The sequence below is a fragment of the Pseudomonas sp. PDM04 genome, from assembly GCF_014851765.1.
In the GTDB taxonomy this organism is placed as follows: domain Bacteria; phylum Pseudomonadota; class Gammaproteobacteria; order Pseudomonadales; family Pseudomonadaceae; genus Aquipseudomonas.
Genome location: NZ_JACVAI010000006.1, coordinates 104,682 through 119,011 on the forward strand (window position 1 = coordinate 104,682; position 14,330 = coordinate 119,011).

Here is a 14,330-nt window from a genome sequence, read left to right on the forward strand (position 1 = left end):
CTCGCTCCCACCGTTGGCCTGCATTCAGGCTTCCAATGTGGGAGCGAGCCTGCTCGCGATGGGGCCAGAGCGATCACCCCAGCCACTGCTCGAGCAACGCGACCGAATCCAGCGTCTCGAGCCGGTGCAATTGCTCCGCCAACGCCTCGGCCTGCCCCTGCGGCATCACTCTCGTCGCCAGGCTGAAGAACTTCTGCTCCAGCGCCGCATCGCTCAAGGGATTGGCTGGCGCGCCCAGGGGAGGATCGACGCACAACTGCGCCTGCCGACCGTCCACGGTCCGCACGCGAACCACGGGCTCGCCATCCTCCGACAGTCTCGGGTCCACTTCAAGGCGAATGCGCGACAGCCAGCGTTCAATCCGCGGGTCACGGCGCGCGGTCTCGTCATAGGCGTCAAGCCGGCAATGGCCATGCACCAGGCGCGCGGCCAGCGCGTAGGGCAGGCTCATCTGTGCCGCTGGCAGCGTGGCGATATCCTGGCCACCGCACATGCCCTGCAGGAACCCGCACAACGACACCTTGATGTCTTCGACCTGATCGGCGTCGACTTGCAACTGTTCCAACAATTGCCCCAGCGCATCGATCGCCGAATGGGTGCCCCGGCAGGAGGCGTAGGGCTTGATCGAACAGCGCGCGAGTTTCCACACCGATCCGAGATCCGCATCCAGCGCTGGCGGCTTCGCCGTCTGCACCGCCAAGGTCTTGAGAAAACCGCCCCAGACATCATCGAACAGCTTCGCCGGCCCGGTGATGCCCTGCCAGGCAAACCGGGCCGCCATCAAACCGCCTTCGGCCGCACGACCGCTGTGCAGTTTTTTGCTTTGTGAACCGTCGTGGATGAACGCCCACAGGCCACCGCTGAAACTGCCGGCGATGCCGAGCGCGGCGAGCATTTGCCCGGCGTCCAGTCGCAGGATGCGCGCACTGGCGGCGGCCGCGCCGAACACCCCGCAGGTGGCGGTGGAGTGCCACCCGGCGCCGTTGTGCGCCGAGTAACCACCGCAGGCCTCGAGCACCCGCCGGCCGACCTCATAACCGAGTACCACCGCCGTGATCAGCTCACGACCGCTGACCGGTCCAGGCGCCATCGACACGGCGGCCATCACCGCCGGCAACACCACCGCCCCGGAGTGGTCACAGCCACCCGTGTCGTCCAGTTCCAGCGCATGCGCGGCGACGCCGTTGAGCATTGCCGCCTGGGCCGCGCCGAGTCGCAGGTCGGTGCCCCAGACCAGGCTGCTGCCCGTTTCGCCTTCGAACACCTGATGCGCCTGGCGTGCGACCTCGCTGTCCGCGCCGGCCAATGTCGCCCCGAAGGTGTCGAGGATGTGCCGCTTGGCTTGTATCACCAGTGCCGCTGGCAAGTCTTCAAAACGGGTGTCGACGCAGAACTGCGCCAGTCGCTGCAGGCGTTCGGTCATGGCAGGTAGTCCCGATAATGCCGTTCGTACACCGAGGCGGGGTGATCCCCAGCCGTTGGCAGCGCCGAATCCGTCCACCATTGGGCGACCTCGGCACCGCGGGCAATCCACACATCATCGTGTTGCCGGATGCCCTGCAGCAGTTCGCGCAACACGCCGATCCGCCCGGGCGTGCCAATGATCTCGGGGTGCAGGCGCAGCACGTAACACAGGCCGAAGCGGTGAAAACCGGCGAAGTCCATTTGCAGATTGCCCAGGGTGTGGCTGTAGGAAGCGATCCGCGATTGCGCCGGCGGCACCGCCGGGCTCAGGTTGAAGGCGAAGTAGGGTTCGTCCTCCAGCTCATAGTGCAAGGGCAGTTCGATGACCCCGGGCGCGGTGGGGTGCGCGAAAGGCAGATCATCGCCGCGCCACGACGACGACCAGCGAATGCCTTGTTCGCCCAGGGCTTCGATGAACCCTGGCGCACCGTTGCCGGCGGGAATGCGGAAACCGCTGGGGCGCTGGCCGGTCAGTGCCTGCAACGCGGCGCACCCTCGGGCGACTTCGTCACGCTGTTGCGCCAGGTCCAGGGTGTCGTAGTTCTGATGGCGATACCCGGCGCAGGCAATCTCGTGCCCGGCCGCTTGAATGGCCTGCAGATGCTGCGGGTTTTCCTCGGCAACGATGCCGGGCACGAACCAGCTGCTGCACACCTGCAGTTCATCGAACAGCCCCAGCAGACGCTCGACACCCCGTTGCGTGCCGTAACGCCACACGGACAGGGTCTTGTCGCGTCCGGCCACTTCCGGGGCCTGGGTCAGAATGCCGTGGATGTCGTTGTAATCGACCGTCACCACGACGGCGCAACGGTAGCCTTTGGGCCAGAAAACCGACTCAGTCATGGTGGTGCTCCTTCAGCCACCACTGCGCGACATCGGCGCAGGTGGCGAACCACACGTCGTCACGCCGACGCATGTGTTCGAAGAGTTTTTCCAGCAGCAGGATACGTCCCGGCTTGCCGGTGATCTTGGGGTGGAACAGGGTGGTCAGGCACAAGCCTTCATCCATGGCGCCGTCGTATTCGCGACACCAATTGTCCAGGGTCAGCTCATAACTGGCGGTGCGATCCAGACCTGAAGGGAAATCCGGCGCGCGGGTATAGGCCAGTGAGGCGTAATCGTCCATTTCCCAGCGCCCGGGGATCTCCACCAGCGGGGTGTCGAAGCCCGGTACCTTGACCAGGTAAGGGCGATCGTCGCCGCGCATGCTGCTGGAATAGGTCACGCCGGCCTCCACCAGCATCGCCGGGGTTTCGGTGTGCCAGTCACCGGACGGCGTGCGGAAACCTTCGGCGCGGATGTTCAGGTGGTTCCAGAACACCTCGCGGCAGCGCTTCATCACGTCCTTCTGCTGTTCCAGCGTCAGGGCGTAAAAGGATTCGTGCTTGTAGCCGTGGTACGCCACCTCATGCCCGCGCTCGACAATCGCCTGGCACTGCTTCGGCCAGTTTTCCACGACCCAGGCCGGGACGAAGAAGGTGGTCGGGAGACGGAACGCATCGAGCAGGTCGAGCAGTCGCGGCAACGCCCGGTAAGGGCCATAACCGCCAAAGCCGAAATACTCCGGCTTTTGCCAGATCGAGCCATTGAGCATGGCATCGCCGGTGGGGCCGTCGAGGTCGAAGGCCAGGGCCAGGCAGGCTTTGTGGGGCGCCGGCCAGGTGGGTCGGGGTGAGGAGGACATCGTGGTGCTCCAGCTATTTCATGGGTCAAACCCCATCGCTGTGGTAGCGAGCCGCTCGCGATGGCGCATCAGCCGCACCGGTGTCGACTGACACATCCACGCGAGCAGGCTCGCTCCCACCACCAGCGGACAGGATTGCTTGGCGGCTTACTTCCCGGCGTTGATGGTCACCGTCTTGATGGCACCCAGTTCCAGGTCCCACTTCTTCAGGATCGCCAGGTAGCTGCCGTCGTCGATCATGCTCTGCAACGCGACTTTCACCGCTTCGCTCAACTCGGGTTTTTTCTTGCTGACGCCCAGGCCGGTGAACTGCGAAGAGATCGGCAGGCCCACAGTCTTGTACATGTCCTTTTCCTGAGTCTTGAGGTACGGCAGGGTCTCGCTGCCTTGCATCGCCGCGTCGATGCGGCTCTGGCGCAGTTGCGCACGGGCGTCGGCGGAACCTTCGGTGCCGACCACGTTGATCGCCGGTTTACCCGCCGCTTCGCAGTTGGCCTTGCTCCACTCGGCGATCTCCGCCGGGAACGTAGTGCGACGGCTGGTGCCGACTTTCTTGCCGCACAGGTCGATGATTTCGTTAGTGTCCTTGTTTTTCTGCAAGGTGTAGAACTGCGGACCGCTGGTGAAGTAGTCGACGAAGGTCACGCTGGCCTGCCGTTCGGCGGTGTCGGTCATGCCCGACAGCACCATGTCGACGCGATCGGTGGTGAGCGCGTTGATCATTTGCTCGAAACCGGTCTCCTGCCATTTGATCTTGATGCCCAGGCGTTCGGCCAGCGCATTGCCCAGGTCATAGTCGAGGCCGGTCAACTGGTTGGTGGCCGGGTCCTTGAAGTCCATCGGCGGATAGTTTGGCATGATCGCGACGACGATCTCGCCCTTGGCCTTGATGCTGGCCGGCAATTCGGCGGCGAAGCTGACGCTGGAGGCCATCAGGCCGGCGAGTACTGCGGGGATTACGAAGTTCTTCATGGTCGTTCTCTTATGAGTGTTTTGACGCCGCTGCGGGTTGGCGAGGCGGACGCTTAGGTTCGAACGGCAGAAATGAAACTTTGGGTGCGCGGGTTTTGTGGACTTATTAGTATTTCTTCGGGGCTTCCAGCCTCCACGATCTGTCCGCCGTCCATGAACACCATGCGGTTGGAAACCTCCCGGGCGAAGCCCAGTTCATGGGTGACGACGATCATGGTCATGCCGGTCTGCGCGAGGTCGCGCATCACCGACAGCACCTCTCCGACCAGTTCCGGGTCGAGTGCCGAAGTGGGTTCATCGAACAGCATCAGCTTGGGCCGCATGGCCAGTGCGCGGGCGATGGCCACACGTTGTTGCTGGCCACCCGAGAGTTCGATCGGATAGCTGTTGCGTTTGTCGGCGAGACCGACGCGGGCCAGCAGTTCCAGGGCTTCCTCCTGCGCCTCCTTGGGCGAACGCTTGAGCACCTGGCACGGCCCTTCGATGATGTTTTGCAGCACGGTCATGTGCGGGAACAGGTTGAAACGCTGGAACACCATGCCGGTGGACAGGCGTTGCCGGGCGATCTGCGTCTCGTTGAGCTCATGCAGCTTGTTGCCGACCACCCGGTAGCCCACCAGCTCGCCGTCGACCCAGAGGCCGCCCTTGTCGATTTTTTCCAGCTGGTTGACGCAGCGCAGCAGGGTGCTCTTGCCGGAGCCGGACGGGCCGATGATGCACAGCACTTCGCCTTGCTCGACTTCGATGTTGACGTCCTTGAGCGCGTGGAACTGGTCGTAGTACTTGTTCAGGCTCACGGCCTTGACGATGTTTCTCATGTTCGACTCCTCAGGAACGCTTGCCGGCGCCGCGGGCGAAACGACGCTCCAGGCGGCTTTGACCGAAGGACAGCACCGTGACGGTCGCCAGGTACCAGATGCCCGCGACGATCAGCAACTCCATCACCCGAGCGTTGGCGTAGTAGATGTTCTGGGCGTTGTAGAGCAGCTCCGAGTACTGGATGACGCTGGCCAACGACGTCATTTTCACCATGCCGATGAACTCGTTGCCGACCGGCGGGATGATGATCCGCATGGCCTGCGGCAGGATGATCCGGCGCAGGGCTTGCAGGCGCGGCATGCCGATCGACTTGGCGGCCTCGTATTGGCCGGTGTCCACCGACAGCAGGCCGGCGCGCACCACTTCGGCGGTGTAGGCGCCCTGGTTGATGCTCAGGCCGAGCAGGGCTGCGACGAAGGGCGTCATCAGGCTCACGGTGTCGATTTCGAACAGGCCGGGGATGCCGATGGTGGGGAAGATCAGCGCCAGGTTGAACCACAGCAGCAGCTGCAGGATCAGCGGCGTACCACGGAACAGCCAGGTGTAGGTCAGCGCCACGTAGCGCAGGATCGGGTTGGCCGACATGCGCATGATCGCCGTGATCACCCCGAAGACGATGCCCAGCGCCATCGCCAGCACGGCCATGACGATGGTGTTGAGCAGGCCCCACATGATCGCCTGGGAGGTGAGGAACTGGCCGATGTACGACCATTCGATCTTGCCCTCGGCGAAGGCGCGCACCAGGCCGATGAGGGCGATGACGATCACCGTGGCGAAGAAGATCCGCCCGTAGTAACGCCGTGGCACATGATCGTACTGGGTGATATCGAACTGGTTTTCCGCCAGTTTGCGCTCCGCCTGGAGTCGCTCTGCCTGGGTCTGGCTCATGTTGGTTCTCCGTACACTTTATTTCAGGTCAAACACTTGGCCCCGTGGGAGCGAGCCTGGTCGCGATGGCATCTTGTCAGCCAGCCTCTTGATTACTGATGCACCGCTATCGTGAACAGACTCGCTCCCCCAGGGGCCGTGTGTTTGATTCAGAGGCGAAAACCCTGATAGTTCTCGGTCCACGCCTGCTGGGCGGCGAGGGCGGTTTTCAGGCGACCGATCTGTTCGCGCACCTGTTGCGGCGCGGTGCCGCCCCAGCCGCTGCGGGCGGCGATGGCAGCTTCCAGCGTCAGGCTGTCGCGCACTTCCGGGGTCAGGCGAGGATCGATTTCTGCCAACAGCGCCGGAGAGGCCTCCCACAACTCGATGTCGTGTTTCTCACAGGCCTTGACCAGTGCGCCGGTGATTTCATGGGCTTCCTTGAATGGCACGCCGCGCACCCCCAGCCAGTCGGCGACTTCGGTGGCCAGGGTGAAACCGAGCGGTGCCTGGCGCCGCAGTTCTTCGACGTTGACCGTCATGGTCGCCACCATTCCGGCCATGGCCGGCAGCACCAGCAGCAAGGTGTCGACGCTGTCGAGCACACCGTTCTTGTCTTCGCTCAGGTCGCGGTTGTACGACAGCGGCAACGATTTCAGGGTCGAGAGCAGGCCGGTGAGGTTGCCGATCAGGCGACCCGCCTTGCCCCGGGCCAGCTCGGCAATGTCCGGATTTTTCTTCTGCGGCATGATCGAACTGCCGGTGGCGTAGGCATCGTCCAGGGCAACCCAGCGAAATTGCCGGGACGACCACAGGCAAAACTCTTCAGCGAGGCGGGAAATGTTGATGCCGAGCATGCTGGCGATAAACAGGAACTCGGCAACGTGGTCGCGGCTGGCCACGGCGTCGATGGAGTTTTCGCACACCCCGCTGTAACCCATTTCCTTCGCCGATTGCTGCGGCAGCCGCGCAATCGCCGAGCCGGCCATGGCCGCTGCGCCCAGAGGCGACAGCGAGGTGCGGGCGTCCCAGTCCACCAGGCGTTGCACGTCGCGCAACATCGACTGGGCGTGGGCCAGCAGATGGTGGGCAAACACGATCGGCTGGGCCTGTTGCAGGTGGGTGAAACCCGGGCAAATGCTTTCGACGTGTTGTTCGGCCTGGCCCACCAGTGCCTGTTGCAGCGCCAGCACTTCAACGGCCAGGGTGCGCACGTGGTCACGCAGGAACAGACGCAGGTCGTTGGCGGTCTGGTCGTTGCGCGAACGACCGGCGCGCAGTTTCCCTCCGAGCGGGCCGAGGCGTTCGGTCAGCAGGCGTTCGATGAAGGTGTGGACGTCTTCGTCGTCCAGGGTCGGGGCGATACGGCCGTCGCGGAAATCGGCACCGATGCGCTCGAGTGCGTCGAGCATGGTCAGGGTTTCCTGTTCGCTCAGCAGCCCGGCACGTTGCAGCTCACGGGCATGGGCCTTGGAGCCGGCGAGGTCGTACGGGGTCAGTCGGAAGTAGCGCTCGGGGCACCGGGACAAGGCCGCCAGGGCTTCGGACGGGCCGCTTTGGAAGCGCGCACCCCAGAGACGTTCGGTGGTTTGGGACATTGTTGTTTTCCTCGTCGGTCAAGCGAACTGAAATCGGTGTGCCTGGCCTGGAACCGTTACCGGAATCGATAGGAATCGAGCGGGCGTGGTCAGGCCAAAACAATGTTCTAGGGCAGGGGGAAAGCGCAGTTACGAAAGGAGCGAGGGCTGATCGAAACGTCAGCTTTTAATAATTCGAACACCGTGATCTGGCACGCATGTTCTGGATTTTTTGGCGGTTGCCAAGCCAGGTTTTCTGTGATCATTATTATTAGGCCAGCTATGTTTTTGTTGTTGGGCACAGGTTGTTGAATACGGCGCCAGAGGTAAATAAGCATTATGGAAACCCCACTTTCCAATTCCGGAAACCCGACGCCGAAACCGCCGCAACGAGCGCCGCTGGCCCTCAGCGGGCTGGATTTCAAACTGTTGAAAGTGTTCAAGGCGGTGGTCGAGGCCGGAGGCTTCAGCGCGGCTCAAAACGAGCTGAATGTGGGGCTGGCCGCCATCAGCAAGCAGATTTCCGACCTTGAAATCCGCATCGGCATGCGTCTGTGCACCCGGGGTCGGGAAGGCTTTCATCTGACCGAAGAAGGTCGCCTGGTGTATCAGGCATCGATTGATTTATTTGCCTCGGTCGATAACTTTCGGGACCGGCTTAGTTCTGCTCAAAATGAACTGATCGGTGATCTTGGTGTGGGTGTTATTGATAATACGATCACCGACGATCATTCACCGTTAGTTGCTGCGCTAAAACAACTTAGTGAGTCATCGCCGAAGGTCAGGTTGCAAATTCAGGCTTCACAGCTGGATGAGGTGGAGAGGGGCGTGGTAGAGGGTCGGTTAGTCGCAGGGATTGTGCCGGTCTATCAAAAGCGCGAGGAGTTCGATTATTACAAACTGTATGAAGAACGCTCGCAGATTTATTGCGCGGTCGGTCATCCGTTGTTCGCCATTCCCGACGGCGACATTGGCAGTCACCTGCTCAAGGACTACGAATGCGTGAACCATCGTTATGCAATCCACCGCGACAAACTCAACTTTGCCCGCTATGACAGTTTTTCCGCCTCGGCCACGCAAGTGGAGGCCGTGGCACTGCTGATCAAGACCGGACGCTTCATTGGCTTCCTGCCGCAACACTACGCGGCGGCCATGGTCGCCCAGGGACAGTTTCGCGCGGTGCGCCCGGACCTGATCCATATCGACACGCCGTTCAACCTGATCCTGCGCCACAACACCGTACGCAGCCCTCTGGTCAAGGCTTTCGCCCTGGCGCTGGGCGTGGATCTGAAAGTACCTGCCTGACCCCTCAGGCCACCCCCTGCGCCGCCGGCCACTGCTGAAGGGGGATCGGCAGCTTGCGCGATTCGCCGCGTCCCATCGGGAAATAGGTGAAACCGTTGCGCGCCAGGCGGTCGGCGTCGTACAGGTTTCGTCCGTCGAAGATCACCGGCGCCTTGAGCCGTTGGCGGATCAGGTTGAAATCCGGTGCCTTGAACTGTTGCCACTCGGTGCAGATGATCAGTGCGTCGGCGCCGGCCAGCACCGATTCCGGCGTGCCCATCAGCATCAATTTGCTTTCCTCGGGATACAGGTGCTGGGTTTCCTGCATCGCTTCCGGGTCGAATGCCCGCACGCTGGCGCCCGCGGCCCACAGCGACTCCAGCAGCACGCGGCTGGGTGCGTCGCGCATGTCATCGGTGTTGGGTTTGAACGCCAGGCCCCACACGGCGAAGGTCTTGCCCCGCAGGTCGCCCTTGAAGAAGGCGTTGATGCGGTCGAACAGCTTGTGTTTCTGCCGCTGGTTGATTGCCTCCACCGCCTGCAGCAGGTCGCTGGAGCAGTGTGCTTGCTCGGCACTGTGAATCAGGGCGCGCATGTCCTTGGGGAAGCACGAGCCGCCATAGCCGCAACCGGGGTAGATGAAGTGATAGCCAATGCGCGAGTCGGCGCCGATGCCCAGGCGCACCGATTCGATATCGGCGCCCAGGTGTTCGGCCAGTTCGGCGATCTGGTTGATGAAGCTGATCTTGGTCGCCAGCATGCAGTTGGCGGCGTATTTGGTCAGTTCGGCGCTGCGCAGGTCCATGAACATGATGCGGTCATGGTTGCGATTGAACGGCGCATAGAGGTCACGCATGACGTCGCGTACCTCATCGCTTTCGCAGCCGATGACGATGCGGTCCGGGCGCCGGCAGTCGGCCACGGCCGAGCCTTCCTTCAAAAACTCGGGGTTGGAGACGATCTCGAACTGCAGCAATCGCCCCACCTTGATCAGGCATTTGTCGATGTGCGCGCGCAAGGTGTCGCCGGTGCCCACGGGCACGGTGGATTTTTCCACCAGAATCACCGGTTGCTCGCGATGACGGGCCACTGCTTCACCCACCGACAGCACGTAGCGCAGGTCCGCCGAGCCATCGTCCCGGGAGGGCGTACCGACCGCGATGAACAACACCTGGCCGTGTTGCACCGCGAGTTTTTCATCGGTAGTGAACTGCAGGCGCCGGGCTTCCAGGCTTTCCCGGACCAGGCTGGCCAGCCCCGGTTCGTAAATGCTCACGTGGCCCTGCTGCAGCCGTTCGACTTTTTGCTCGTCGATGTCCATGCAGACCACGTCGTGGCCGACCTCAGCCAGCACAGCGGCTTGTACCAGGCCAACGTAACCGCTACCAAATACACTGATTTTCATGGGTCACTCCTGAGTCTTGGGCGCGTGCTCGGGATTGATGCGCTGTTGCGCGCCGTCAGGATAAGCGAGGCCATATTTCAGTTCGTCTATCGTGTTGTACAACGCCACGTGTCGACTGCGCCGCGCCGGACCCGACCCGTCGGCAATGCACTCGGGATGGGTGGCAGCAAGTCGCCCAAGGGTTGGAAATGGAGGTGGCGTTGGCGCGCAGCGGCCAGCAGCTGGCGAAATGCATCAGCCATCACCCGCCCTTCGACTTCGGCATGGACAACGGGATCGAGCACAGACGCGCCGAGTTCCATTCGGCGTTCGGCAGGTAGAGGTCGGGAAAATGGAAAGGCCCCCACGAAAGTGCCGGGCGTTATATGAAGTGTTTCATTCGTTAGTTGATTTATACCGACTCTGCAGGCTTGCTCTCACCAGGGTGAGGGTCGTTTCTTCAGGCACAAACTCGCGCCTACGCGGGGTTGGTGTCGCTGAGCACGTGGGCATGGCCAATGGTGGTGACCTGTACGGCACTGCCGGTCGGGGGCGCGTACAGCCCGGAACTGCGCACCATCAGCGATCGGCCGGGCTGATCATTGGCGGTCGGGGTCTCCAGCTCCACGGTCAGGGTGCAGGTGTTGCCGCTGAAATCGCGTTCGGTCACCACGGCTCGGCAACCGACCGCTTCCAGGCCGTTGGGAACCACACCGACCAGTTGCAACTGCTCGGGACGCAGCATGATCTGCGCGCTGCGGTTGTTGCGATGGTTGTTGACCGGAATCCGCCCCAGGTCGCAATGGGCCCAGCCGGCTTCGATCCTGGCTGGCATGACCACAGCGTCGCCAAGGAACAGAGCGGTTTGTTCGTCGCCGGGGTAGCGATACAGGTCCAGCGGGTGGCCGGACTGCACCAGGCGTCCCTCGCGCATGACCGCCAGTTGATCGGCGAATGACAGCGCTTCGCTCTGGTCATGGGTCACCAGGATGGTGGTCACGCCGGCATCGGCCAGCAGTCGCGCCACCAGCTTGCGCATGGCGGCGCGCAAGCCGGTATCGAGCGCGGAAAACGGCTCATCCAGCAGCATCAATTGGGGTTGCTGGGCCAGTGCCCGGGCCAGCGCCACCCGTTGTTGCTGGCCGCCGGACAACTCATGGGGCCAGCGCTCGGCCATGCTCAGCGGCAAGGCCACGCTGTCCATCAGTTGGGCGACACGCTCGCGTTTCTCCAGGCCTTTGGTTGCCAGGCCGAAACCAATGTTGGCGGCCACGCTCATGTGCGGAAACAGCGCGCCATCCTGTGGGACGTAGCCGATCTGGCGCCGATGGGCGGGGACCTCATGGGTTTCATCGATCAGCGTCTGGCCATTGAACATAAGCCGCCCGGCGTCGGGGAATTCAAAGCCGGCGATCATCCGCAACAAGGTGGTCTTGCCCGAGCCCGAAGGGCCGACGATGACGGTGCGGCTGCCCGCCGGCACTGACAGGCTGACATCGTGCAGGGCCCGCTGTGCGCCATAGGATTTACAGATCGAATGCAGTTCAAGCGCGTTCATCGGCCCGCCGTGCGTTTGGATTGGTGATAGAGAAGGCCGGTCAAGGGCAGCGACAGCACAATCATCAGCAACGCATAGGGCGCTGCGGCGGCGTAGTCGATTTCGCTGGTCAACGCCCAGAACCCGGTCGCCAGTGTGCGTGTGCCGTTCGGCGCGAGGAGCAGGGTAGCGGTCAATTCGTTGGTGATCGCCAGGAACACCAGGGCGGCGCCCGCCGCGGCACCGGGCGCGGCCAGGCGCAGGGTGATCAGCCACAGCGCCCGGGCCGGCGAGCGCCCCAGGCTGCGCGCCATGTTCTCCAGCTCGATCGGTGCCTGGGCGATACCGGCCCGCAGGCTGACCAGTGCCCGGGGCAGGAACATCAGCATATAGGCGAGCAGCACGGTGACGGCAGTCTGATAAATCGGCCGGGCGTAATGCACCGTGACCGTCACCAGTGCCAGGGCCACGACAATGCCTGGCAAGGAACTGGTGATGTAGTTGCAGCTTTCCAGAACCCGCTGCAATCGCCCTGGCGAGCGTATCGACAGCCACGCAATCGGGAACGCCGCGACGGTGGTGAGCACCGCCCCGCAGACCCCGAACAGCAAGGTCTGTTGCAGCGCCGGCAGCAGTTCGGCCATCTCCCAGACCTGCGCGCCGCCGGCAATCAGCCACTTGCCCAAGGTGAACAACGGCACGCCGAGGGCCAGGGCACAGGTGATGGTCAGCAACGCCAGCGCCAGCACGGTTTGCCCGGTTGTAAGGCACGCCACTGGCTGTTCGCGGGCACTGCCCGAGCCCACCCGGGCATAACGTGCATGGCCTCGCGCCGTCGACTCGAGGGTCAACATGGCCAGGCAGCACAGGGCAAGCACACCGGCCAGCATGTTGGCGGCAGGGCCATTGAAGGTGGATTTGAACTGATCGAAAATCGCCGTGGTAAAGGTGTCGAACCGGATCATCGCGTACAGGCCGTACTCGGCCAGCAAATGCAGGCCCACCAGTAGGGCGCCGCCGCAGATGGCCAGGCGCAATTGCGGCAGCACCACCCGGAAGAACACCGCCCATGGCTTGAGGCCCATGGATTGCGCGACGTCCTCGATCGCCGGATCGAGACGGCGCAGGGTCGCGGCCACCGGCAGGTAGAGGAAAGGGAAGTAGGCGATCACCGACACCAGCACCCCGGCAGACAGCCCGTGAATCGGCGGCACCAGGCTGACCCAGGCATAGCTGTGGACGAAGGCCGGTACCGCCAGCGGCGCGGTCGCCAGCAATGACCAGCCGCGTCGCCCCGGCAAATTGCTGCGCTCCGTCAACCAGGCCAGTGTTATACCGAGGACGATGCACAAGGGCAGGGTGATCACCACCAGCAACACGGTGTTGAGCAACAGTTCGCCCACCCGTGGCCGAAACACCAGGGCCGAGAGCGTAGCCCAACCGGTCTGCCAGGACACGCCGATGACGAAGGCGATCGGCAGCAGGGCCAGCAATGACACCAGTAACGACAAACCGATCACCCATGCACCGCCACGCCCCGCGAACAAGCCATGGGAGCGGCGGCGCAAAGGGGCGGGAATCGGCGCAGCGACACCCGCCGGCAGCGTTTCAGGCATCAATTCAGAGCAGTCCGGCCTGGGTCATCAGCTCCACGGCTTTCTTGCTGTCGAGTTTGGAGGCATCGACTTTCGGCGCGTCGAGCTGTTGCAAAGGCACCAGTTTGGGGTTGGACTCAGCATTCTTGCCAACAGCGTACTCGTAGGAGCTGCCGGTCTTGAGGATCGCCTGGCCGTCCTTGCCGGTCACCCATTTGAGGAAGGCCTGGGCCTGCTCCTTGTGTTGACTCGAAGCCAGGACGCCGCCACCGGAGACACTCACGAATGCCCCCGGATCCTTGTGCTTGAAGTAGTGCAGGGCCGTGTTCTGGCTGTTTTCACCGGTTTTGGCCTGATCGCCGAAACGGTAGTAGTGGTAAATCACCCCGCTGTCGATCTGCCCGGCATTGACCGCCTTGAGCACCGAGCTGTTGCCCCGGTAGGCGGTGAAATTGGTTTTCATGCCCTTGAGCCACTCGAGGGTGGCGGCTTCGCCCTTGAGCTCCAGCACCGCCGCGACGATTGCCTGGAAGTCGGCACCCGCCGGCGAGGCAGCCCAACGGCCTTTCCATTTGGGCTCGGCGAGGTCCATCAGCGATTTCGGCAGCTCGGCTTCCGGCAGTTTGCCCGGGTTGTAGACAAACACCGTGGAACGCGCCGCGATGCCGACCCATTTGCCATGGGCCGGGCGGTACGCAGCGTCGACCTGTTCCAGGGTGGACGGGGCCACCGGCGCAAACAGCCCGGCGTTGTCGACCAGAACCATGGCCGGGGAGTTTTCGGTGAGGAACACGTCTGCCGGTGACGCCGCACCCTCTTGCACGATCTGGTTACCCATCTCGGTGTCATCGCCATTGCGCACCGTGACCTTGATCCCGGTTTCCCGGGTAAAGCCCTCGATCCACGCTTTGGTCAGGCTTTCGTGCTGGGCGTTGTAGACCACGATGCCGTCGCCATCGGCGGCGTACGCGTGACCGGCACCGAGCAGGGCGGTGGCCAGCAGGGCGTGTTTGAGGAAATCGGGGATGCGGGGGTTCATGCAGTGGCGGCTCCAGTTATGTTTGGAATCATGCACACGGACAGACCAACAGGGTCGTCAATGAGTGTAGGTCAATGCGAATCGTTTGCAGGTCAAAAACGCTGACAA

At 62.9% G+C, this 14,330-nt stretch carries 12 protein-coding genes and 1 pseudogene; 1 reads left to right on the forward strand and 12 read right to left on the reverse strand.

Annotation, left to right across the window (positions count from 1 at the left end; translation table 11 throughout):
* Positions 1 to 73: 73 nt before the first annotated feature.
* The 7 genes from IB249_RS22535 to argH form a co-directional block, all read right to left on the reverse strand.
* The gene (locus tag IB249_RS22535) at positions 74 to 1,423 is read right to left on the reverse strand and encodes an MmgE/PrpD family protein (RefSeq protein WP_192307934.1); all 1,350 of its coding nucleotides are present in this window, start codon (positions 1,421 to 1,423) and stop codon (positions 74 to 76) included.
* The gene (locus IB249_RS22540) at positions 1,420 to 2,307 is read right to left on the reverse strand and encodes a polysaccharide deacetylase family protein (RefSeq protein ID WP_192307935.1); all 888 of its coding nucleotides are present in this window, start codon (positions 2,305 to 2,307) and stop codon (positions 1,420 to 1,422) included. Before IB249_RS22540 ends, IB249_RS22535 begins: the two co-directional genes overlap by 4 nt.
* Positions 2,300 to 3,148, reverse strand: a complete 849-nt coding sequence (locus IB249_RS22545; RefSeq protein ID WP_192307936.1) for a polysaccharide deacetylase family protein — start codon at positions 3,146 to 3,148, stop codon at positions 2,300 to 2,302. Before IB249_RS22545 ends, IB249_RS22540 begins: the two co-directional genes overlap by 8 nt.
* A gap of 147 nt (positions 3,149 to 3,295) precedes the next feature.
* Positions 3,296 to 4,120 (reverse strand): ABC transporter substrate-binding protein, encoded by an 825-nt coding sequence (locus IB249_RS22550; protein ID WP_192307937.1) that lies wholly within the window; start codon positions 4,118 to 4,120, stop codon positions 3,296 to 3,298.
* A gap of 53 nt (positions 4,121 to 4,173) precedes the next feature.
* Entirely contained in the window at positions 4,174 to 4,938 is a 765-nt protein-coding gene (locus IB249_RS22555) for an amino acid ABC transporter ATP-binding protein (RefSeq protein ID WP_192307938.1), read from the reverse strand.
* Positions 4,939 to 4,948: 10 nt separating this feature from the next.
* Positions 4,949 to 5,827, reverse strand: a complete 879-nt coding sequence (locus IB249_RS22560; protein WP_192307939.1) for an amino acid ABC transporter permease — start codon at positions 5,825 to 5,827, stop codon at positions 4,949 to 4,951.
* Positions 5,828 to 5,976: 149 nt separating this feature from the next.
* On the reverse strand, positions 5,977 to 7,404 hold the full coding sequence (gene argH, locus IB249_RS22565; RefSeq protein WP_192307940.1) for an argininosuccinate lyase: 1,428 nt from the start codon (positions 7,402 to 7,404) through the stop codon (positions 5,977 to 5,979).
* A 318-nt stretch (positions 7,405 to 7,722) separates the two neighbouring features.
* On the opposite strand from argH, the gene IB249_RS22570 reads away from it, so the two are divergent.
* On the forward strand, positions 7,723 to 8,688 hold the full coding sequence (locus IB249_RS22570; RefSeq protein WP_192307941.1) for a LysR family transcriptional regulator: 966 nt from the start codon (positions 7,723 to 7,725) through the stop codon (positions 8,686 to 8,688).
* Positions 8,689 to 8,692: 4 nt separating this feature from the next.
* Here IB249_RS22570 and IB249_RS22575 read toward each other — a convergent pair whose 3' ends face one another.
* The 5 genes and pseudogenes from IB249_RS22575 to IB249_RS22590 all read right to left on the reverse strand — a co-directional run bounded on the left by IB249_RS22575 (position 8,693) and on the right by IB249_RS22590 (position 14,222).
* Positions 8,693 to 10,072, reverse strand: coding sequence for a UDP-glucose dehydrogenase family protein (locus IB249_RS22575; protein WP_192307942.1), 1,380 nt, complete (start codon positions 10,070 to 10,072; stop codon positions 8,693 to 8,695).
* An 86-nt stretch (positions 10,073 to 10,158) separates the two neighbouring features.
* A pseudogene (locus IB249_RS29810) lies at positions 10,159 to 10,341 on the reverse strand (hypothetical protein); the annotation flags it as partial.
* A gap of 188 nt (positions 10,342 to 10,529) precedes the next feature.
* Complete coding sequence (locus tag IB249_RS22580) at positions 10,530 to 11,609, reverse strand: ABC transporter ATP-binding protein (protein WP_192307943.1); 1,080 nt, start codon at positions 11,607 to 11,609, stop codon at positions 10,530 to 10,532.
* Positions 11,606 to 13,204: an ABC transporter permease gene (locus IB249_RS22585; RefSeq protein WP_192307944.1), complete on the reverse strand. Its 1,599-nt coding sequence runs from the start codon at positions 13,202 to 13,204 to the stop codon at positions 11,606 to 11,608. Before IB249_RS22585 ends, IB249_RS22580 begins: the two co-directional genes overlap by 4 nt.
* Positions 13,205 to 13,208: 4 nt before the next feature.
* Positions 13,209 to 14,222 carry an iron ABC transporter substrate-binding protein gene (locus tag IB249_RS22590; RefSeq protein ID WP_192307945.1) on the reverse strand — a complete coding sequence of 338 codons (1,014 nt, stop codon included), beginning with the start codon at positions 14,220 to 14,222 and terminating at the stop codon, positions 13,209 to 13,211.
* Positions 14,223 to 14,330 lie beyond the last annotated feature (108 nt).

Excerpts from the sequence above, each read along its gene's own strand:
- IB249_RS22550 (WP_192307937.1), bottom strand. The coding sequence starts at position 4,120 with ATGAAGAACTTCGTAATCCCCGCAGTACTCGCCGGCCTGATGGCCTCC.
- IB249_RS22540 (WP_192307935.1), bottom strand. The coding sequence starts at position 2,307 with ATGACTGAGTCGGTTTTCTGGCCCAAAGGCTACCGTTGCGCCGTCGTG.
- IB249_RS22545 (WP_192307936.1), bottom strand. The coding sequence starts at position 3,148 with ATGTCCTCCTCACCCCGACCCACCTGGCCGGCGCCCCACAAAGCCTGC.
- IB249_RS22560 (WP_192307939.1), bottom strand. The coding sequence starts at position 5,827 with ATGAGCCAGACCCAGGCAGAGCGACTCCAGGCGGAGCGCAAACTGGCG.
- IB249_RS22570 (WP_192307941.1), top strand. The coding sequence starts at position 7,723 with ATGGAAACCCCACTTTCCAATTCCGGAAACCCGACGCCGAAACCGCCG.
- argH (WP_192307940.1), bottom strand. The coding sequence starts at position 7,404 with ATGTCCCAAACCACCGAACGTCTCTGGGGTGCGCGCTTCCAAAGCGGC.
- IB249_RS22535 (WP_192307934.1), bottom strand. The coding sequence starts at position 1,423 with ATGACCGAACGCCTGCAGCGACTGGCGCAGTTCTGCGTCGACACCCGT.
- IB249_RS22575 (WP_192307942.1), bottom strand. The coding sequence starts at position 10,072 with ATGAAAATCAGTGTATTTGGTAGCGGTTACGTTGGCCTGGTACAAGCC.
- IB249_RS22580 (WP_192307943.1), bottom strand. The coding sequence starts at position 11,609 with ATGAACGCGCTTGAACTGCATTCGATCTGTAAATCCTATGGCGCACAG.
- IB249_RS22585 (WP_192307944.1), bottom strand. The coding sequence starts at position 13,204 with ATGCCTGAAACGCTGCCGGCGGGTGTCGCTGCGCCGATTCCCGCCCCT.
- IB249_RS22590 (WP_192307945.1), bottom strand. The coding sequence starts at position 14,222 with ATGAACCCCCGCATCCCCGATTTCCTCAAACACGCCCTGCTGGCCACC.
- IB249_RS22555 (WP_192307938.1), bottom strand. The coding sequence starts at position 4,938 with ATGAGAAACATCGTCAAGGCCGTGAGCCTGAACAAGTACTACGACCAG.